Annotated in this window: 18 protein-coding genes; 5 read left to right on the plus strand and 13 right to left on the minus strand. The window is 44.8% G+C overall.

The features are described from left to right. Positions 1 to 50 precede the first annotated feature (50 nt). The 3 genes from ACXABW_RS07600 to ACXABW_RS07610 all read left to right on the plus strand — a co-directional run bounded on the left by ACXABW_RS07600 (position 51) and on the right by ACXABW_RS07610 (position 3,205). A complete protein-coding gene (locus ACXABW_RS07600) occupies positions 51 to 1,085 on the plus strand; it encodes an extracellular solute-binding protein (RefSeq protein ID WP_457524899.1) in 1,035 nt (344 codons plus the stop codon). Positions 1,086 to 1,294: 209 nt separating this feature from the next. Further along, entirely contained in the window at positions 1,295 to 2,332 is a 1,038-nt protein-coding gene (locus ACXABW_RS07605; RefSeq protein ID WP_457524900.1) for an extracellular solute-binding protein, read from the plus strand. Between the two features lie 81 nt (positions 2,333 to 2,413). Further along, positions 2,414 to 3,205 carry a GGDEF domain-containing protein gene (locus tag ACXABW_RS07610; RefSeq protein ID WP_457524901.1) on the plus strand — a complete coding sequence of 264 codons (792 nt, stop codon included), beginning with the start codon at positions 2,414 to 2,416 and terminating at the stop codon, positions 3,203 to 3,205. A gap of 7 nt (positions 3,206 to 3,212) precedes the next feature. Here the strand turns inward: ACXABW_RS07610 and cobB are convergent, their stop codons facing one another. The 11 genes from cobB to ACXABW_RS07665 form a co-directional block, all read right to left on the minus strand. After that, entirely contained in the window at positions 3,213 to 3,950 is a 738-nt protein-coding gene (gene cobB / locus ACXABW_RS07615; protein WP_457524903.1) for a Sir2 family NAD+-dependent deacetylase, read from the minus strand. 171 nt (positions 3,951 to 4,121) lie between these two features. After that, the gene (locus ACXABW_RS07620) at positions 4,122 to 5,342 is read right to left on the minus strand and encodes an ammonium transporter (RefSeq protein ID WP_457524905.1); all 1,221 of its coding nucleotides are present in this window, start codon (positions 5,340 to 5,342) and stop codon (positions 4,122 to 4,124) included. Positions 5,343 to 5,688: 346 nt separating this feature from the next. Then, positions 5,689 to 6,105 carry a hypothetical protein gene (locus ACXABW_RS07625; RefSeq protein WP_252027182.1) on the minus strand — a complete coding sequence of 139 codons (417 nt, stop codon included), beginning with the start codon at positions 6,103 to 6,105 and terminating at the stop codon, positions 5,689 to 5,691. Next, a complete protein-coding gene (locus tag ACXABW_RS07630) occupies positions 6,092 to 7,138 on the minus strand; it encodes a formate dehydrogenase subunit gamma (protein WP_457524907.1) in 1,047 nt (348 codons plus the stop codon). Before ACXABW_RS07630 ends, ACXABW_RS07625 begins: the two co-directional genes overlap by 14 nt. A 14-nt stretch (positions 7,139 to 7,152) precedes the next feature. Then, on the minus strand, positions 7,153 to 7,761 hold the full coding sequence (gene fdh3B / locus ACXABW_RS07635) for a formate dehydrogenase FDH3 subunit beta (RefSeq protein ID WP_252027184.1): 609 nt from the start codon (positions 7,759 to 7,761) through the stop codon (positions 7,153 to 7,155). An 11-nt stretch (positions 7,762 to 7,772) separates the two neighbouring features. Next, on the minus strand, positions 7,773 to 10,628 hold the full coding sequence (locus ACXABW_RS07640) for a formate dehydrogenase subunit alpha (protein ID WP_457524908.1): 2,856 nt from the start codon (positions 10,626 to 10,628) through the stop codon (positions 7,773 to 7,775). A gap of 10 nt (positions 10,629 to 10,638) precedes the next feature. Next, positions 10,639 to 10,839 (minus strand): twin-arginine translocation signal domain-containing protein, encoded by a 201-nt coding sequence (locus ACXABW_RS07645; RefSeq protein WP_457524975.1) that lies wholly within the window; start codon positions 10,837 to 10,839, stop codon positions 10,639 to 10,641. Between the two features lie 76 nt (positions 10,840 to 10,915). Next, positions 10,916 to 11,554: a TorD/DmsD family molecular chaperone gene (locus tag ACXABW_RS07650; RefSeq protein ID WP_457524909.1), complete on the minus strand. Its 639-nt coding sequence runs from the start codon at positions 11,552 to 11,554 to the stop codon at positions 10,916 to 10,918. A 9-nt stretch (positions 11,555 to 11,563) separates the two neighbouring features. After that, positions 11,564 to 13,225 carry a 4Fe-4S dicluster domain-containing protein gene (locus tag ACXABW_RS07655; RefSeq protein ID WP_457524911.1) on the minus strand — a complete coding sequence of 554 codons (1,662 nt, stop codon included), beginning with the start codon at positions 13,223 to 13,225 and terminating at the stop codon, positions 11,564 to 11,566. 288 nt (positions 13,226 to 13,513) lie between these two features. Next, positions 13,514 to 14,164 carry a DUF3306 domain-containing protein gene (locus ACXABW_RS07660; protein ID WP_457524913.1) on the minus strand — a complete coding sequence of 217 codons (651 nt, stop codon included), beginning with the start codon at positions 14,162 to 14,164 and terminating at the stop codon, positions 13,514 to 13,516. Continuing rightward, positions 14,154 to 14,606 carry a DUF3305 domain-containing protein gene (locus ACXABW_RS07665; RefSeq protein ID WP_457524915.1) on the minus strand — a complete coding sequence of 151 codons (453 nt, stop codon included), beginning with the start codon at positions 14,604 to 14,606 and terminating at the stop codon, positions 14,154 to 14,156. The genes ACXABW_RS07660 and ACXABW_RS07665 overlap by 11 nt, the downstream gene beginning before the upstream one ends. 309 nt (positions 14,607 to 14,915) lie before the next feature. On the opposite strand from ACXABW_RS07665, the gene fdhD reads away from it, so the two are divergent. Together fdhD and ACXABW_RS07675 are read left to right on the plus strand one after the other, a co-directional pair. Beyond that, the gene (fdhD, locus tag ACXABW_RS07670; RefSeq protein WP_457524916.1) at positions 14,916 to 15,752 is read left to right on the plus strand and encodes a formate dehydrogenase accessory sulfurtransferase FdhD; all 837 of its coding nucleotides are present in this window, start codon (positions 14,916 to 14,918) and stop codon (positions 15,750 to 15,752) included. Positions 15,753 to 15,864: 112 nt separating this feature from the next. Further along, the gene (locus ACXABW_RS07675; RefSeq protein ID WP_457524917.1) at positions 15,865 to 17,583 is read left to right on the plus strand and encodes a methyl-accepting chemotaxis protein; all 1,719 of its coding nucleotides are present in this window, start codon (positions 15,865 to 15,867) and stop codon (positions 17,581 to 17,583) included. 131 nt (positions 17,584 to 17,714) lie between these two features. Here ACXABW_RS07675 and ACXABW_RS07680 read toward each other — a convergent pair whose 3' ends face one another. Both ACXABW_RS07680 and ACXABW_RS07685 read right to left on the minus strand, forming a co-directional pair. Further along, positions 17,715 to 18,431, minus strand: a complete 717-nt coding sequence (locus ACXABW_RS07680) for a hypothetical protein (protein ID WP_457524918.1) — start codon at positions 18,429 to 18,431, stop codon at positions 17,715 to 17,717. A gap of 318 nt (positions 18,432 to 18,749) precedes the next feature. Next, positions 18,750 to 20,342 (minus strand): ABC-F family ATPase, encoded by a 1,593-nt coding sequence (locus ACXABW_RS07685; protein WP_252027193.1) that lies wholly within the window; start codon positions 20,340 to 20,342, stop codon positions 18,750 to 18,752. Positions 20,343 to 20,634 lie beyond the last annotated feature (292 nt).

Below are 20,634 nucleotides of genomic sequence, written 5' to 3' on the forward strand. Positions count from 1 at the left end.
CTTTCTTATGCTTATAACAATAAGCAACGCTTGGTTTGGAGCTAACGTAAATGAAAAAATGGGCTACTTTATTAGCTGGTAGTGCATGTGCGCTTTCTTTGTTCTCAGGAACAGTGTCAGCGGACGAAAATAAAGAATTGGTGTTCATGAACTGGGGACCTTACATCAACAGTAACATCCTAGAACAGTTCACTGAAGAAACCGGCATCAAGGTTATCTACTCTACTTATGAGTCGAATGAAACCCTTTATGCCAAGCTAAAAACGCATAATAAGGGTTATGATCTTGTGGTTCCTTCAACGTATTTCGTCTCTAAGATGCGAGACGAAGGGATGCTACAGAAGATCGACAAATCTAAGCTAACCAATTTTAGCAACCTAGATAAAAACTATCTTGATAAGCCTTACGACCCAAACAATGACTACTCTATTCCGCATGTCGTCGCTATCACTGGCTTAGCAGTTAATACAGATATGTACGACCCAAGTGAATTTCAAAGCTGGGCTGACTTATGGAAACCTGAACTTGAAGGTCAGCTCATGCTTATGGACGACACTCGTGAAGTGTTCCATATCGCATTGAGAAAGCTTGGCTACTCAGGTAATACCACTGATGAAAAGCAGATTGATGAAGCCTATGCGGAACTGAGAAAACTTATGCCAAACGTATTGGTGTTTAACTCAGATAACCCAGGGGCACCATACATGTCTGGCGAAGTTGGCTTAGGTATGCTTTGGAACGGTTCTGCAGCCGCCGCGCAGAACGAAGGGTTACCAATCAAATTGGTTTTCCCTAAAGAAGGTGGCATTGGATGGGTAGATAACTTCGCAATCAGTTCGGGTGCACAAAACGTAGATGCTGCGCACAAGATGATCGACTTCCTACTGCGTCCAGACATCGCTGAGCAAATTTCTCGTGATACAGGCTACTTAACCGCGGTTGAAGAATCCAACGCTAAGTTCAAAGATATCGAGCCTTTGTTCCCGTCACAAGAGGATCTAGACAGAGTCGAATGGCAAGATGCCGTAGGCGACAAAACAGTGAAATACGAAGAATATTTCCTACGTTTGAAAGCTGGCCAATAACGCCATCGCAAACCATTGATACGAAAAATAGGCAGCCTCGGCTGCCTATTTTGCTATATGGCTGATATACTTAACCGTTGCGACGTTTATATTAATCTGCCCAGCTATGTGGGTCTAAGATGTTTAGGTATAGACGAATCTCACGCCTTGTTATACAAGCCTTAGTGCAATAACAAACAAGGCCCATGCAAAGTAAAAACGGAAAAGTAATGAAAAGTAAACTGTATGCTGGCGCACTTTGCGCTGCGACTCTATTCACTACCCCTGCGATGGCTGCTGATCAAGAACTCTATTTCTACAACTGGTCGGAATATATTCCTAATGAAGTACTAGAAGATTTCACTAAAGAGACTGGCATTAAAGTCATCTACTCTACTTACGAGTCTAACGAAAGCATGTACGCTAAGCTTAAGACTCAAGGTTCAGGTTACGATATAGTAGTACCGTCTACTTACTTCGTATCTAAGATGCGTAAAGAAGGCATGCTTCAAGAAATTGATAAGAGCAAGCTGACTCACTTTGCAGATCTCGATCCAAATTACCTAGACAAACCATTCGACCCTAGCAACAACTATTCTATTCCTTACATTTGGGGGGCGACTGGTATTGGTATCAACGCCGATATGCTCGACAAGTCATCCGTATCTAAATGGGATGACTTTTGGGATAGCAAGTGGGAAGGCCAGCTAATGCTAATGGACGACTCTCGCGAAGTGTTCCATATTGCACTAACTAAGCTTGGTTACTCACCAAACACGACGAACCCTGAAGAAATTAAAGCCGCTTACGAAGAACTGAAAAAACTGATGCCAAACGTATTAGTATTTAACTCAGACTTCCCAGCAAACCCTTACCTAGCTGGTGAAGTATCACTTGGTATGCTTTGGAATGGTTCGGCTTACATGGCGCGTCAAGAAGGTGCATCAATCGACATCGTATGGCCGGAGAAAGGCGCTATCTTCTGGATGGATAGCCTATCTATTCCATCTGGTGCTAAAAACGTAGAAGCGGCCCACAAGATGATCGACTTCCTACTTCGCCCAGAAAACGCGGCTAAGATTGCTTTGGAAATCGGTTACCCTACTCCAGTTAAGACAGCTTACCCATTGCTACCTAAAGAGTTCGCAAATGACCCTAGTATCTTCCCTCCTCAAGAAGTGATGGATAGCGGTACATGGCAAGACGAAGTCGGTGAAGCTAGCGCGCTTTACGAAGAATACTTCCAGAAGCTAAAAGTAGGCAATTAATTGTCTATTCTCGAGAAAGCGACCTTAGGGTCGCTTTTTTTGATCTAAACTTTGGGTATTTAGTCACTACAAGGATTGTAGATGTACCGACTTAAAGTACCGGTATACATTCTTTCATTTATGATCGTGGGTTCGATCATTTTGATGTTACTCGGGATTAGGGCTGAAGTAGATTCAAAGTACGACGTACTCTTTGAAAGTAACTCGTTAATGATCGTCACCTACATCTACTTTATCTCGCGAAAGCAAATTGGCTCCAATTGGAAAATACATTGGGGAGCGTATCTTCTTATTTTTAATAAGCTTTATGATGTAGTGACTGAAATCGCTTATCTCGACGCCCTATCCGACCGATACGAGTTTATCGATACTGTAATCGAAGACGGATTCGCTCAAGTTGCGATCTTAATGATTGCACTCGGTGTTACTGAAATAACCTCAAAGCTTCACTATCAAAGCACTATCGATGAGCTGACTGGTTTATACAATCGCAAAAAGCTCGATGCCATTAAGCTGGTGCGCTTCGATCTCATTTACTTTGATATAGATGGATTAAAAGCAATCAACGATAGCGAAGGCCACTCTGCAGGCGATTTAGTCATTGTTCGGTTCGCTCAAGCGATAAAACAATCATTAGATAACTCAGAACAAGCTTTCAGGATTGGTGGCGATGAATTTTTGGTGATTGTAAAACGAAAGCGTGCGCAGAGGTTTATTAACGCACTACGATCTGATCTTAAAACTGAAAACATCCATTATAGCTATGGTGTGGAAAGTACTTCTATCGATGAGTTTTATGAAGCTCTGGAGAGAACCGACAGAGCAATGTATGAAATGAAAAACTCTCGACGACCTGACACCGAGAGTTCCTAATTACGCTTTACGCTTGTTGCTGCGTAGGTTGCTGTAAATCCAAAAGCTCTTCAACTAACTTGGCCACCTCTATGCTGGCTTTCCCGTAGCGTTTCTCTTCAAATTCACTTTCAACGGCACTTGGTTCTAGATTGATTTCAATGGTATACGCGCCGTGCATTTTCGCATCATGAACAAAGCCTGCTGCGGGATACACTACGCCAGATGTCCCGATAGAGATAAACAAGTCGGCCTCTTCTAGCGCCGAGTAAATGTCTCCCATGCGTAGAGGCATTTCACCAAACCATACAATGTGAGGGCGCATTTGAGACGGGATCTGACAACAGTGGCACATCTCACCAGTTTCAATATCGCCCTTATTTTCAATTACTTGATTAGACTCACTGCATCGCGCTTTTAACAACTCACCATGCATGTGAATGACGTTTTCACTGCCGCCACGCTCATGAAGGTTATCGATGTTTTGAGTGATGATAGTGACTTTACCATCGAGTTCTTGTTCTAACTTACCAAGTGCTTTGTGTGCAGCATTAGGCTGGATTGATTCCAACTGAAGTTTACGGCGACGTTGATTGTAAAACTCTTGTACTAAGTCAGGGTCACGCTGAAACCCTTCCGGCGTTGCAACGTCTTCAATTCGATGATTTTCCCATAGTCCATCTTGAGCACGAAACGTCTGAATACCTGATTCAGCTGAGATCCCTGCACCACTCAATACAACAATATTACGATATGGAAATTTCATAACTAGCCCCTTCCTTTGGCGTTTTCTAAAGATTAGCATTATTGAATTAACATCAGAAGAAGTAAGGGTTAGACCATAGTCGCAAGTCATAATATTATGCGGCTATTCTGTGACATGAAACCAAAAAAGAGCAGCTAAGCTGCTCTTTATATGGAAGATATTTGAATTGGCTTAGTCTTCATTCACGGATGAGATCTTATGAATGGCTAAATCTGCTCCATTAAACTCATCTTCTTCGCTCATTCGTAATCCAGACACTTTATTCAAAATGCCATAGACGACAATAGAGCCAGCCACAGCGACAACAATGCCAGCTAGCGTACCGAGGAGCTGTACAGTCAAACTCACCCCACCGAGACCACCTAATGATGCCTGACCAAAGATACCCGCGGCGATCCCGCCCCATGCACCACACACGCCATGTAATGGCCATACACCAAGTACATCATCAATTTGGGTTTTGTTCTGTAGATAGGTAAATAAGTAAACAAATAGTGCTCCGGCGACACTACCCGTTGCCAATGCTCCTAATGGGTGCATAAGGTCTGAGCCCGCACATATCGCGACCAAACCTGCTAATGGCCCGTTGTGGATAAAGCCTGGGTCATTTTTACCAGCAACTAACGCCGCAAGAATACCCCCAACCATAGCCATTAATGAGTTCATTGCTACCAAACCACTGATGCCGTTTAGCGTCTGAGCTGACATTACATTAAATCCAAACCACCCCACACAAAGGATCCAAGCTCCTAGTGCTAAGAATGGAATGTTAGATGGTGCAAAGTTGGTATGCTTGCCTGCTCTAACTCGACCTTTTCGCATGCCTAAAAAGACGACTGCTACCAATGCAATCCATCCACCATCGCCGTGCACCACAACCGAACCCGCAAAATCATGGAACCCATAACCAAACTGAGTTTCAAACCATGCTTGAAGCCCAAAATTGCCATTCCAAATCATGCCCTCGAACAAAGGATAAACCAGACCTACGGTAAAGAATGTTGCGATAAGGATCGGGTAAAAACGGGCTCTTTCAGCAATCCCGCCAGATACAATCGCTGGTATTGCAGCGGCAAACGTCAATAAAAAAAAGAACTTCACAAGCTCATAACCATTGCCCTGGGATAGCGTTTCTGCGTCTGCAAAGAAATTAGCGCCATAAGCCACCCAGTAACCAATAAAGAAATACGCGATTGCAGATACGCCGAAGTCAGCCAAGATCTTAACCAACGCATTCACTTGGTTTTTTCGCCTTACCGTACCCACTTCAAGAAAAGCAAATCCAGCGTGCATTAGGAACACCATGATGGCGCCTAATAGCAGAAAAAGTGTATCTGAACTTTGGGTCAGGGTTTGAACCGCTCCATGGACCTGACTTACAGTTTGACTCATTGTGATTGTTCTCCATTTGTTCGTGGCGCACTTATCCTGTGCGACAGACTTTTCCCTAGTCACCAAAACAGGGAAATCCAAAATTTGAACAGTGTGGAGCAAGATACATTCCAACCCATTGATATATTAGTTAATACTCAAAATAGAATTCACTTAATAAATAAAAACAACAAGTTATCTACTAATCAAACTTCACGCGTCGGCTGTGAACAAAAGGAGTGCTGAAGAGTCATTGCACTGTTACAGGGAGAATGCCCTATAATAGGACGCACCAATATGGGGTTCGGTACTGCAGGAACAAAAAAGCCAGCACTCTAATGTGCTGGCTTTGTTAGTGTAATCGCTATTACAGATTTGGGCCTTTAGAAAAGCTAAATGGTTGGTTCTCTTTTAGCTTTTTCATACCCTGGAACATACGTACGAACCAAATAAAGATGGCAATCAGACCAAACAACATGCCCACATAAGGTATGTAGTAAGCAATGTCATCAATAATATGGTTTCGATACCAGTAGTCATTCACACCAATCAAGACACCATTAGCTGTCGCTACAGTGATGATAAGCACAACAAAGTACGTCAGATTGAGGAAAAAAGTACGAATGAGGCCGTAGTAATGAGAATCAACGACTTCTCCATCTTCGCCTTTATCTAATCGATAACCTGCATAGACAATCGCAATAACACCGGAAATCAAGCATGTAAATGGCGTTAAACAACTCAGAATGTAAGCAATCCAAATGCCCTTTTTAGGCTTGTTCATTGGCTTTAACTCCTTTCGGTTGTTCGATCGGTTCACTTATCTGCTCACCTTTTTCTTTTGCCATCACCTCTTCATACCAAATATCGTGATGTTCTTTCGCCCAAGTCTCGTCAACTTCCCCGGTAACCATGCCTTCTAGTGCCCCTTCCATACCAAACAAACCAATATAAATATGGAATACAAAGCCACAGATAAGGATCAGTGCAGCAAGCATATGAACTAAATTAGACAGCTCCATGTCGCGTCGAGTTTGACCAAAGATCGGAAAATCGAGAACCAAACCGCTTAACGAAACTACGGTGCCCACTACAATGAGCAGCCAAAACAGCGCTTTTTCACCCGCATTGGAGAACTCCGCAGAAGGATGAGACCCTTTGTGTTTACCGACCATACCTCCGAGCTTCATAAACCATGCGATGTCGACTTTCTTGAAGATTGATTTTCTCCACCACTTGATGAGAACGCACATCAATAGAACGTAGAAAATCGGGCCAATATAGTTATGGTATTGCTTGGCGAGCATAATGATGAATCCCCACAACTCGGTAGGAATATACGGTTTTAAGAAGTGTTTTCCATAAACCAACATTAAGCCGCTGAATGCCAAGGTAAGAAATGTGAACGCCATACTCCAGTGAAGAGCTCGGTCTAGCCTAGACCAACGTTTGATCTTACGACCCGTACGTGGCGCGCTTAGCATCAAAGGACCAATTGCAATATACATCAGCGTTACGAACGCAATGCTGCCGAAGATAGCGACTGCACCAGCCGGAGACATCCATTTTTCTTTCAAAATGTACCATGTCTGACCTGGTGTACTAATCAGCACTCCATGTTCTGCGGATTGAGAAGTCGTGTACCCTTCTTCTCCATCTCTGACTTGACGCCAAAAATCCGCTCCGGCCAGTTGCGCGATTTCACGCTCTGCCGTGTTAGCTTTCGTCTCAGATGCATGACTCATTGGAGACAGCATTATCAATGCTGCCATCAAAGGCAGCATGATAAGCGAGAGACGTTTAAACAATGAAAGCATACGTCTCTCCCAACTTAGCTCTTAGTCGCATCGTAAGAAAGATCGTTGCCATCAGTCCAACCTGCACCTTTCGCACCGCGCTCAACTACACGTTGACGGAATACGTCAGATACTTTGTTTGCATCACCAGCCAACAAAGCTTTGGTTGAACAGAGTGAAGCACACATAGGCAGCTTGCCTTCCGCGATACGGTTTGCACCGTATTTTTGGCGTTCTTCTTCAGAACCTGCTTCGGTTTCAGGACCGCCAGCACAGAAGGTACATTTGTCCATCTTGCCACGTTCACCAAATGCTTCCTGCTTAGGGAATTGAGGTGCACCAAATGGACAAGCAAATAGACAGTAACCACAACCGATACAAAGATCTTTGTTATGCAGTACGATGCCGTCTTCAGTACGTTCGAAACAATCTGCAGGGCAAACTGCCATACATGGCGCATCGGTACAGTGCATACAAGCAACAGAAATCGAGTTTTCACCCGGCTCACCGTCGTTAAGAGTGACAACGCGACGGCGCTGAATACCCCATTCTAATGCATCATCGTTTTCGTTCTTACAGGCAGTGACACAACCGTTACATTCGATACAACGTTTGGTGTCACATAGGAATTTCATATTAGCCATTATCCGACTCCTTACGCTTTACGAATATTACAAAGGGTGACTTTCGTTTCCTGCATTAAAGTAACAGGGTCATAGCCGTAGGTTGTCGCGGTGTTCGCCGCCTCACCTATCACGTATGGGTCAGTGCCTTCTGGATATTTCGAACGTAAATCTTCGCCTTCAAACTTACCGCCGAAGTGGAACGGAATGAATGCTAAGCCAGGTTTAACACGACGAGTGACCATCGCTTTTACCTTAATTCGGCCTTTTTCTGCACCTTCAACCCAAACTTCATCGCCGTCTTTAAAGCCAATGTCGTTGGCATCTTTCGGGTTCACTTCCACAAACATTTCTTGTTGAAGCTCGGCAAGCCATGGGTTTGAACGCGTTTCTTCACCACCACCTTCGTATTCAACCAAGCGACCAGATGTCAGGATGATTGGGTATTCACCTGACTTGTCTTCTTCTTGAATCGATTTGTATAGCGTTGGTACACGGAAGATCGCTTCTTTGTCATCCCATGTTGGATAATCAGTGACAAGGTCACGCCTTGGCGTATAAAGCGGTTCACGGTGTAGAGGCACACGGTCTGGGAACGTCCATACGATGGCACGTGCTTTTGCATTACCAAATGGGATACAGCCGTGTTTGATCGCAACACGCTGAATACCGCCAGACAAGTCTGTTTTCCAGTTCTTACCTTCCGCTGCGGCTTTTTCTTCAGCGGTTAAGTCATCCCACCACCCTAATTGTTTCAACAGCTTGTCGCTGAACTCAGGGTAACCATCTTTGATCTCGCTGCCTTTCGAGTAGCTGTCTTCTGCCAGTAGGCTCTGTCCCTCAAACTCAACACCGAAACGAGTGCGGAAGTTGCCTCCGCCTTGCGCGACAGGTTTAGAGGTATCGTACAGAATATGAGTACCAGGGTGCTTCATTTCTGGCGTACCCCAACAAGGCCAAGGCATACCATAGGTATCACCGTTTGCTGGACCGCCCTCTGCTTCAAGCGTTGTTTTGTGGAAAGTGTGCCAATTTTGTTGGTGTTCTTTCAGACGCTCTGGGCTCTGGCCTGTATAACCAATCGTCCACATACCTTTGTTAAATTCACGGGTAATGTCTTCGATTAGCGGCTGGTTGTTTTCAACACGAATGTTTTTGAACAGCTTGTCTGCATAGCCGAGCTTCTTACTCAGTAAGTACATGATTTCATGGTCTGGTTTCGAATCGAACAGCGGTTCAACGACTTTGTCACGCCACTGAATAGAACGGTTAGACGCGGTCACACTGCCGTAGGTTTCAAACTGTGTTGTTGCTGGTAGTAGGTATACGCCGTCGGTGCGATCGTTCATCACGGCTGCTACTGTTGGGTATGGGTCAACAATGACCATCATATCCAGCTTCTGCATCGCCTTTTTCATTTCTGGGCCACGAGTTTGCGAGTTTACCGCGTGTCCCCAGTAGAACATGGCGCGAATGTTTTCGCGTTGGCGGATGTTTTCTTTATCTTCAAGAACACCATCAACCCAACGAGATACAGGAATACCTGCGCTGTTCATTGGCTTTTGTCCGCCGTAGGCATTGTCGTCGAAACGGCTTTTCACCCAATCAAAATCGACATCCCACACTTTCGACCAGTGACGCCACGAACCTTCAGACAGGCCGTAGTAACCCGGAAGCGTATCAGACAGAACGCCTAAGTCTGTCGCGCCTTGTACGTTATCGTGACCACGGAAAATGTTTGCGCCACCACCTGATTTACCAATGTTACCGAGCGCGAGCTCGAGCACACAGTATGCGCGAGTATTGTTGTTACCAGTGGTGTGTTGAGTACCACCCATACACCAAACGATACAACCTGGGCGATTTTCAGACAAAAGCTTAGCGGTTTGGTAAACATCGGCTTCACTTACACCCGTGACACGCTCAACTTCTGCTGGTGTCCACTTCGCAACTTCGGCACGGATTTCATCCATACCGAAAACACGCTGACGAATAAACTCTTTATCTTCCCATTTGTTCGCAAATACATGCCATAGCACGCCCCAAATAAACGCGACGTCAGAACCTGGGCGTAAAGAAACAAAGTGATCAGATTTAGCCGCGGTTCGAGTACGGCGAGGATCCGCTACTACGATCTTACAGTTATTCTTCTCTTTAGCGATCAAGATATGCTGCATTGCAACGGGGTGCGCTTCTGCTGGGTTCGAGCCAATAAACAGCATCGACTTACAGTTGTGCATGTCATTGAACGAGTTTGTCATTGCACCGTAGCCCCAAGTGTTTGCAACACCGGCTACTGTGGTTGAGTGACAAATACGCGCTTGGTGGTCAACGTTGTTCGTGCCCCAAAGCGACGCCATCTTACGGAATGCGTAAGCTTGTTCGTTACTGTGTTTTGCACTGCCTAAGAAGTAAACTGAGTCAGGGCCAGATTCTTCACGCAACTGAAGCGCCTTATTACCGATTTCTTCTATTGCTTGTTCCCACGAAAGCTTCTTCCACTTACCGTTTTCAAGCTTCATTGGGTATTTTAGGCGGCGCTCACCATGACCATGTTCACGAAGTGCTGCACCTTTCGCACAGTGTCCACCAGCGTTAAATGGGTGATCAAATGCCGGTTCTTGACCAGTCCAAACCCCATTTTGTACTTCGGCGTAAATACCACACCCTACTGAACAGTGAGAACAGATAGTACGCTTCACTTCTGTTTTCGCGTCAGGATCGACCGATTTAGCTTGTGCTTTCTTCATCATACCCGGTGCAAACAAACCGGCACCAACCACAGCACCACCAGCAGCGAGTGAGGTATTTTTCATAAAAGATCGGCGAGAGACGCCAAGCTGATTAGTTTCTTTGCTCACACTGTCGGAGCGTTTGACAAGTTTCATCCTTTATCTCCTAAAGTGTGTCGTAGTAATCACGAATATGTTGAGTTTCGCGATAGCCAGTCTTGTTTGTTTCTTTTTTTGTTACTTCAACTGTTTCTGAAGCGGTTGCCACTTTTGTTGTACCAGCGACAACTGCACCAGCAACGGCTGCAGTCGTTAAGCCTTTGAGTAGATCCCTACGGCTTGTATTCACTTCTTTGTTATCTTTCATCATTGCTTCCTTACCTTACGGTAGATCTTTTTGGAGGCTTACTGCCCCTCTATCGATATGATCGAGTACTGCTCGATTACTCGTAATCAGTGACGTTTTTCACATCAATTTTTAATTTGTGTTTTGCGCTTTTTGTGTTCACGCTGAAGCGAACCTGCTCTAGCGTTAAGAATGCTTGGCACAACTGCGAAGCTGCGACATAAAACTTCGCGCTTTCCGCGCGGCTTAGTTGATCAGTGAATGAACTAAACCACGGCGCGATATGCTTGTTGAAAACCGCTTGTTGCAAAGCTTCTTCTTCCGTTGTGAGCATTGCCATCACTTCACACAGTGCTGCAATATGATCTTCAGGCTCTTTCACCTGATCACCACGTTCAATACCAAGCAGCTCTAAGTCGTGTCTGATATCCGCCAGCGGCTTCTCCATCATAGAGCCGGTGCGGTGCCATGAACCAAAAGGCACCACCTCGCCACGACCAATACCAATAAACAGCTCTTGGTACTCTTCTTCCAAGGCTTGCTGATCAGAATCGCTAGCCGCTCGCTGAATAGCGAGCCACGCCTTTCGCATTTCACTTTCCGCTTGTTCAACGTCCAAAGAGGTTAAAAAGCCAATCATTTCTTGCGTGGGCGCGTTACGGAAAAGCGCAGAAAGAACCAAGTAAATCTCGGTTCTTAATGTCTGTTCATGTTCTTGCTTTTGATTGTTTTCCAACACAAGCTCCTAATATTTCAATTGCTTCAATGGGTCTTGAGCCATTGAGTCAAACATGTCGATCACACGGCAGTCCTCACACATCGCAATGCGGTTAATGGCTGCTTCATCAGAGAAATGAGAGTGACCGCGTAACTTATCTTGCAGCATATCAATCATCGATTGAGGTGCAAATGGCTTGTGGCAGCGAATACATTCAGCGGCTTTTTCTTGATGAATCACCACCGCCTTTTGTCGCTCCTCTTTCACCCAATTCATTCGTGGTGTAAGGCTAAGTACGTTTTCGGGACAAGCCTTTTCACACAGCCCACATTGAACACAATCTTGCTCAACGAATTTGAGTGACGGTGAAGTGCCATCTGTATGAAGTGCGCGTGTAGGACAAACCGCCACACAACTCATGCATAATGTGCAGTCTTTGCTTTCACACGTTACATTGCCGTACGGCGCATTCGCAGGAAGCGGGACAATATTCTCAACCGGAATGCGTGACGCAGACATGGCATCTAAAGCACTGAACAAGCGCTGACGCTTATTCCCCTGCAAATCGCCAAGAGATAAGTCGAATGAGTCAGTGCATAACGTCGGTGCACCTTCACGCAGAGATTCTAGATAGAGAATATCGATTGTCTCTTTTGCAATCCCGAGTTGGCTGAGTAGCTCTTGAGCAATGCCGACTTCACTGTTAAGTACTCGAATAATGGTTTGTGGCATAAAACGAGATGCAGCAAATAGCACCTGAGTTGCGCCATTAACCAAAGCCGCAAACCAAGTATCAATTCCAATAGACGGAAGCTCTTCCACGACAACTGGAATCACGTTCTCTGGTAGCGCCTTTAATGCCATTACGTTGTATGACTCATGACGAGAGCTACAAATAAGAACGATAGGATCAACACCACCGGCTTGTTCATAGTTAGCTAACGTGCGCTCAATAAACTTTTGCGTATCGTCTGGATTAGGTAGCGCATAGTGAATGGCTTCGGTTGGACAACTGGTCGCACACGTTCCTACCCCTTGACACAAATACGGGTTTATTTCGATTTTGTGCCCCGTTCTGTCACTGCCTTCACTGGTTAACGCACCAGCTGGACAAGCATCAACACAACGCTCACAGCCTTTCACGCCACGAGAGCTGTGCGCGCACAAGTCGGTATCAAGGCGGAAAAACTTCGGCTTATCAAACGTGCCCATTAAGGTCGGAATCTCTTCCAAGGCTTCTGCAAGCTTCGGATAACCGCGCCCAACGGGGTAATATCCCGGGACAGGCACTTCCTCAGTCATGCAACTGCTTAGACATAAATCCAATACCACATCAAAGCAGTCATGATTGATCGCGACTTTAGCTAGATTGCTCGTACTGCCCTTATTTTCGATCAGCACTTCAAAGGTGCCTAAAAAGCCAGACACTTGAACTGAATTAGCGTAGTAGATTCCTGCTCGCTCACCTTTCTGCCCGTCAGTAGACAAGAGCGTTAAACTGGTTAACTCAGGAAGCTGTGCCGCAGCGCTTTCAATGATAGCCGTTGGGCCGATGATCAGCGTGTTACCACCACTTTCATAGCTTACCGTTGGTGGAATCAGATTGGTTAGCTCAACCGTATTCTCAAACGCATACAGTCTGGCTTGGCCATTTTTGGAAGTTGCTTCTTGTAGTAATTCTTTAAGCATTGCTCAGTTCCATTTGGGTATATGGATATTCTGTTCAACCTTCAGTGTAGTTAGCGTTAAGAAACTTGCTGAATAATCAAATGAGTAACGCTTGATTATTATGCACTCGATCGTGTTGCTAACTTACCTTAAAGTTGGTACTGAACAGCAATTAGCAATCTACGTGCCAAACAATATTTATCGAATATTCAATAAGATAGTGAAGAATTTAAGTATGACATGCATATTAAAAAGCCACATGAGACAAAATGTCGCAAGTGGCTTATTGGTAATTCAGTCAAAATGTACCTATTTTTCGTGTGGTATATTTTGTCCCAAACTAACGCTGTCGTGTTGGCTTGTTATACGGTCTTGAGCAAGTAAAGTGTCTGAACCCTTGGGTACTGTATTTTTACACAGTCCGTCAACCTTTCCTGTGTCACTAACGCCTTCGTCACCCTCTACAACAGGTAAATCATCAGTATCACCATGCTCGGCTGACTCCTCTTTCACCATCTTGGCTTCTTCCACTACAGCGTCTTCATTTGGTACTTGTGCACTTTCTATTGACTCTTCAGGCTTGTCTTTAACCCAGTCTCTAAGTTTATCGGCAACACCCTCAGACAAAGATTGTAAATTGCTGTAATCGTCATCGTAATCATCAAGCCCATCGCGAACGTTAAACTCCTCAGACAAAAATAGCTTTCTCAATGCCGCTTTTTTGATGCTCTCAGAAGCTTCTGATGTCAGTAGACTTGCCACAGACATTTGTTCCTCTGGTTCAGTCACCTCTGAAGCAATGGAGGAGTCTACTGGCAGTTCAACATCAGTATTTGGCTCGGCGGTATTAGGTTGCAAGCTCTCATCTTGCAGGTCGCTTTCTTCAGCAAGCTCGTTTGAACGTTCTTGAGGGTCTTCTAATTTGCGCTGAGACCAGCGACTAAAGAAATTAGTTGCCATTCGCGCGCCCAGCCCCTTTGCGTTTTTTACGCCTTACTTCTAGCAATTCGCCATGACGACCAATAAACGCTTCCATCCACGCTTGTACCGGCAAAGGCATATCGAACGACTCACCATCCATATATTGGCCAGCAACGGTTTGTGAAGCGGTGAGAAGCTGTATGATAGGCGTCTCGCCAGAATCTACATTATCCATAACTAAAAACAGCTTGGGTTGTTGGGAGCTAAGGTTAAAGCGATAGTCTGTTCGCTCGTCTCTGTGCAGTTGCAATAAACACACATCTTTAGTGTCGCTGGTTGGGGCTAAATTGAATCCCGTTAACTGCCATTGAGTTGTTACCCAAATACCTGTCTTAATTTCCTGTTCGACACGTTGAACCCCGATGTCCCAAGTAGTGTCTGTTTTCTCGTATTGTCTTTCGATTTCGTTGGTTTCAGACATAGCCCTTCCACTTTCGGTTTTCAAGACCGGTTTTCGAGACAGATTGCGACTAGGACATTCTGTCTTATTGTTTGGTCTAAAAGTTACTCTTTACTAGTACATAGCAATAACTACGCCACTGTATTAATCAATGAGAAATTCGCCTGAACCCGCTGCATCGCATGGGCTAACGGGTTTACCTCTCACTTTTATTTGATAAATTTTAGAATAGTTCGCGGTTTTCGCCGTCTAGATTATGTTGGAATAAGAATTGCTACTCGCAAATAACGAAAATCACGCCCTGCACGAATCATCAAATAGGATATGAATGTGGTAAAGCCAAATATTATCAAAACCAGTGAAAACCCTCTCCAGACAATCGAAGTCGAAGTATTTGATGAATATGGCGAAAGACTAACAAAGCAAATCGCCTGTGAACGACCATTGACAGTCATGCTCAATTGGAAAGAGATCGTCACGCTGATGACTTTAGGTTCACGCCCTGAAGCATTAGTTCTTGGCTACTTAAAAAACCAAAGCTTCCTTTCCGATCCTGAAGCCATTGAATCAGTCATTATCGATTGGGAGACACACAGTGCTGCTGTCGTTACCAAAGAAAATACCGACCATCTTGAAAAAGCGTTGAAAAAGAAAACCGTCACATCCGGCTGTGGACAAGGCACTATGTACGGGAATGTGATGAAGCAACTTGAGAACTATCAAGTGCCTCAAACGGAGATCAAACAATCTGAGATCTACGCTGCTCTTGAAGCGTTAACCCACTACAACGATACCTATAAAAAAGCGGGTGCGGTACACGGGTGTGCAATCTGCAGAGACGATGAAGTCCTTTCCTTCGTCGAAGATGTGGGTCGCCATAATGCAGTTGATACGCTGGCGGGTGAAATGTGGCTTAACCAAGAGACGGGTGAAGACAAGATTTTCTACACCACTGGCCGCTTAACTTCGGAAATGGTTATCAAGGTCGCTCAAATGGGCATTCCTGTCTTATTATCGCGATCGGGTGTCACACAAATGGGACTCGACCTCGCAAGGAAATTCGGCATAACAACCATTGCTCGAGCGAAAGGCCTTAGATTCCAAGTCTTTACCGGGGCTGAAAAGATTCAGTTCGATGTAAAAGGTGAATCTAACCAAAATCAGTAATTTGCAAAACACCTCTCATAAGCTATTAGTTTTATAACCGCTGAAATAAAAAGTTCACATAACATTCATATTCAGCGCAATTAGACGTCAATTGGCTAAATGGGAGGTGTGCATGACCCGCTCACCCGATACTCAGCGTTTCTCGCTATCTATTCGAACTAAACTCGTACTTATCAACCTAACGCTTTTGCTTGGGGTTATTCTTTACGCTTACTACGAACAAACCAGCCTCAATAAACTCGACTCGCTTGAGCACGCCGCAAACGAAAACTTAAATGCGTCGGTCGATCTCTTAATGCTCCGCCGCCATGAGAAAGACTTCTTAGCCCGCAAAGACAATAAGTACGTCTCTCGCTTCGATAGCACTTTCGAACAGCTCGATAAACGTATTGGCCAATTGGCCAATACCCTCACTCAACATGAACTCAATGTCACGCAACAAAGCGAAAAAATTTCATCAACGCTTAGCCAATATCAAAACCAGTTCCACCAATTAGCAAACCAAGTCAATTTGCTCCATGGTCCAGACTCGAGTTTAACGGCGTCATTGTCCACATCGCGAGACGAGCTCAAACAAACAGTTGCTACAGAGCAAGATTTCCTACTAAAAGTAGCGCTTTTGGAACTCATTGAATCCGATTTAAGCTACCTTGCTACCCTAACAACCGAATCTATTTCAGATTACCGCAATGCTCGTGAACAGTTCTCACTCTATAGTGGTTTACCTAAATCAGTACTTAGCGCGTTCGAGATATATCAAAGCGCGTCAGACAAGCATATTGAAGCCGTTCAAGTACTTGGGTTAACCGCCAACGAAGGGCTACGCGGAGCGTTGAGAAATAACGTGCATGTAACAGAACAAGCGATTTCCGAACTTCAGCAACATATTACGGTCGCAATACAATCTGCTTCTGCCTCAATTAAGAACCAACTGCACTTAATCGGTGGTGCTATTGTCTTGTTGCTCAGCTGCTTACTCTATCTGATCGGCAGAAGTATCTTGGGCCGCATTAAAGCAATTAATGTGTTGATGAAGCAAATTGCTAGCGGTAACGGAGACCTCACCGTTCGCATGAATGCCAAAGGCAATGACGAACTTGCACAACTGGCGAACTCTTTCGATATGTTTATCTCGTCTCTGCATGGACATATAAAAGAACTGGCTGGTGTAATGCATGTTCTTACCGAAAGCTCGTGTAGCTCAGAAAAAGCCGCTGTGCATAGTATGAAGAACGCTGAGCAGCAAAAAGTGGAATCAGAATCGGTGGCAACTGCGGTCAATGAACTGGTTATGACGACAAATGAAATAACGGCCAACATTGAGTCAGCTGCTCAGAATACCGAGCGCGTGACTGCAGAAGCGCAAAAGGCACTGGATATGACTCATGCAACTGGTGACAGAATCGATAACCTTGCGGTTAGCATTGAGGATTCACAGTCGCATATCATGGAGCTAGAAGCTCAGAGCCGGGAGATCAATCAAGTAATTTCTACCATTCAAGGTCTGACTCAGGGGATTTCAGACACCGTTTCGAAAATGCAGTCCAGCGCCGACCAAGCGAGAACAACGAATACTCATACCCATCAAGTAGTCGAAGCCATTGAAGGGATAAGTGCCCAGATCAGCGAAATATTCGATATGAACACCCAAATTGCCACCGCTTCGGAAGAGCAGTCCATGGTATCGGTAGAGATTGACCGTAATATTACGCAGATCGCTCAACTTGCTGGTGACACGTTTGAAGTAGTTTCTGGTTCTGTAAAATGTAGTGAGCAGGTGTCAGGAGTGAGCCACAAACTTGAATCCATCGTCGGACAGTTTAAATACTAGGCTCGCGTCTCCGTACACGTTAAAAAGCAAGAAAATAAAATATAAAAGGCCTCAGACACACAATCTGAGGCCTTTGTTTCAGGTTATTTACCAGTTAACTTGAAGCGAAATTACCGTTGTTCAAACGAACGCTATTCAGCTAGTGCTTCTTCGATCAATCGAGTTCGCTCGTTAGTACCGCGGTTGCGCACTTCATGCATAATGAACGTCTTAACTTCACGAGTCCAAGCCTGCCCCGACTCTGGATCATACTCATGCGGCAATTCGATACCCGCAGGGGCGTACGCGTCAATACCGAAGTCTTTCGACGTGTTAATGGTTCTTAAGCTGTGCTCATAAAATCCAACCACTAGCGTTTTGCCCAGATCACCACCAGACATTTCTACCGCCGTTTCTGCCACGCCAATGGTGCTCAAATAAGTGAGCGAGCCATCTTTTGCAATCACAGGGTTAATGGAGTGAAGATCTTTTGCTGGAATTCGATCGCCAATAGACTGAGCAATTTCCCACTGGGCGTACACAGGTTTACCGGTTTGTTCGTAAATCTCCACGACGGTATCTGCTAACGCTTCATTCATTGGACCCGGTACTTGATTACCATTTGGCATTAGACGATTGCCAAATGCATAGGCAAGGATGCTATCAGCTTGGTCTAGCGGTAGCTCTTCCCCTTTCCAAGTCAGCAGATTGTTCATGATAAATTCAGCGGTGTATTGCGCCGCTTCTTTGTTCTCTAGTTGAACTTCCAACTTTTTCACCATAGCCGCTTCTAGTTCAGCGTCAGTAAGGGCAAAAGCTGGGGCAGCAAAAACCGTAGCAAGCAAAGTAGGTAGAAGTAATTTTTTCATTATTAGTCGTTCCGATTGATTATTCGTGACGGGGTGGTCACCCTTCGAAAGTATCAATCCGTCGGACTACTTAAAAGCGGTTCAATCTGTCAAAGTTGATTTGTGTGAAATTCTGCCAACATGTGAAAACTCTGGCGCTTTACTGATTTAGACTTGATTGGAATCAATACAATCCCCCTACTGATGCCAGACACCATTTGATTGATTTTTAGAATGAGTTTGTCTTAGAAAACTCAAGACTAGAGCGCTTCAAACAACTGGAAAAACAAAAAGGTCCAGCACGATGGCTGGACCTTTTAGTAGTATCAATATAGCGAGTTAGCCGTCGATTCCGCGTGCTTTTAGGAACTCTGCGTAAGTGCCTTTAAAGTCAGTAATCTTGTTATCTTTAATTTCGATAATGCGCGTTGCTAGCGAGTCAACAAATACACGGTCGTGCGATACGAAGAACAAAGTGCCTTTGTACTGCTCTAGCGCCGTGTTTAATGACTCAATCGACTCCATATCCATGTGGTTAGTTGGTTCATCCATCAGCAACATGTTCGGTTTGTGCATCATTAGCTTACCTAAAAGCATACGACCTTGTTCACCACCTGAAAGCACTTTTACTGATTTCTTGATGTCATCTTGACCAAATAGCATGCGACCTAAGAATCCGCGAACAGTTTGCTCATCATCACCTTCTTGGCGCCATTGCCCCATCCAGTCGGTTAGATTCATGTCTTCTTCAAAATCATGAGCATGATCCTGCGCGTAGTAACCAATATTGGCATTATCAGACCACTTAAATTCACCGGTTCGTGGTGCTAGCTCACCTGCCAGTGTATTAAGTAGAGTCGTTTTGCCGACACCGTTCTCACCAATGATCGCAACACGCTCGCCAACTTCAAAAATTGCGTTGAAGTTATTGAACAAATCCTCTTCGTAACCTTGGCTTAGGTTCTCTACGATAAGTGCGTTACGGAATAGCTCTTTAGATTGTTCAAAACGAATAAACGGGTTTTGACGACTTGAAGCTTTAACTTCGTCCAACTGGATCTTATCGATTTGCTTAGCACGTGACGTTGCTTGTTTTGCTTTTGATGCATTCGCAGAGAAGCGAGCAACGAACGTTTGAAGTTCAGCAATCTGCGCTTTCTTTTTAGCGTTATCCGCAAGTAGGCGATCACGCGCTTGAGAAGCCGCTGTCATGTACTCGTCGTAGTTACCAGGGAACAGGCGAAGCTCACCGTAATCCAAGTCAGCCATGTGCGTACATACTGAGTTTAGGAAGTGACGGTCGTGCGAGATAATGATCATTGTGCAGTTACGCTGGTTTAGCGTTTCTTCCAACCAACGAATCGTGTCCATATCCAAGTTGTTGGTAGGCTCATCAAGTAGCATGATGTGTGGGTCAGCAAATAGTACCTGAGCAAGCAGAACGCGTAGTTTCCAGCCAGGAGCGACTTCACTCATTAAACCGTAGTGCTGCTCTTCTGGAATACCTACAGCAAGCAATAGTTCACCAGCTTTGGCATCTGCCATGTAGCCGTCCATCTCAGCGAACTGAACTTCAAGATCAGCCACCAGCATGCCTTCTTCTTCACTCATTTCTGGTAGAGAGTAAATACGGTCACGTTCTTGCTTTACTTCCCACAGCTCTTTGTAACCCATGATAACGGTATCAATAACCGTGTACTCTTCGTAGGCAAACTGATCCTGGTTCAGTTTAGCCACACGCTCATTAGGATCGTAGCTAACGTTACCGCCAGTCGGCTCTAGTTCACCACTTAGGATCTTCATGAACGTCGATTTACCACAGCCGTTCGCGCCGATTAAACCGTAACGGTTACCTTCGCCAAACTTTACTGAGATGTTTTCAAAGAGTGGCTTAGCGCCGAATTGCTGGGTGATATTCGCTGTGGAGATCAAAACCGTTACCTTAAATAGACAAAATCATTGTACAAAACCGCGCAACGGTACTGGTTCAGGCCCATAACTTCAAGTGTTGATTTCATTTATTCACTTCCCCGACGAGTTCCTACACCAGCAAACGTATCCACCTTTTGTGATCTAATGAGCTCAGTATCAATAATGAAACACTATTCATTAATGACATTTCATTGACATATGGAATGATGTAAGGTTTAAAGTGTTGCGCTTTGTGTATAGGTGGCAAGTTTAATATTCAGAGTTCGCATAACGCCACAAACCAACTACACTA

The sequence above is a fragment of the Vibrio paucivorans genome, assembly GCF_054053395.1.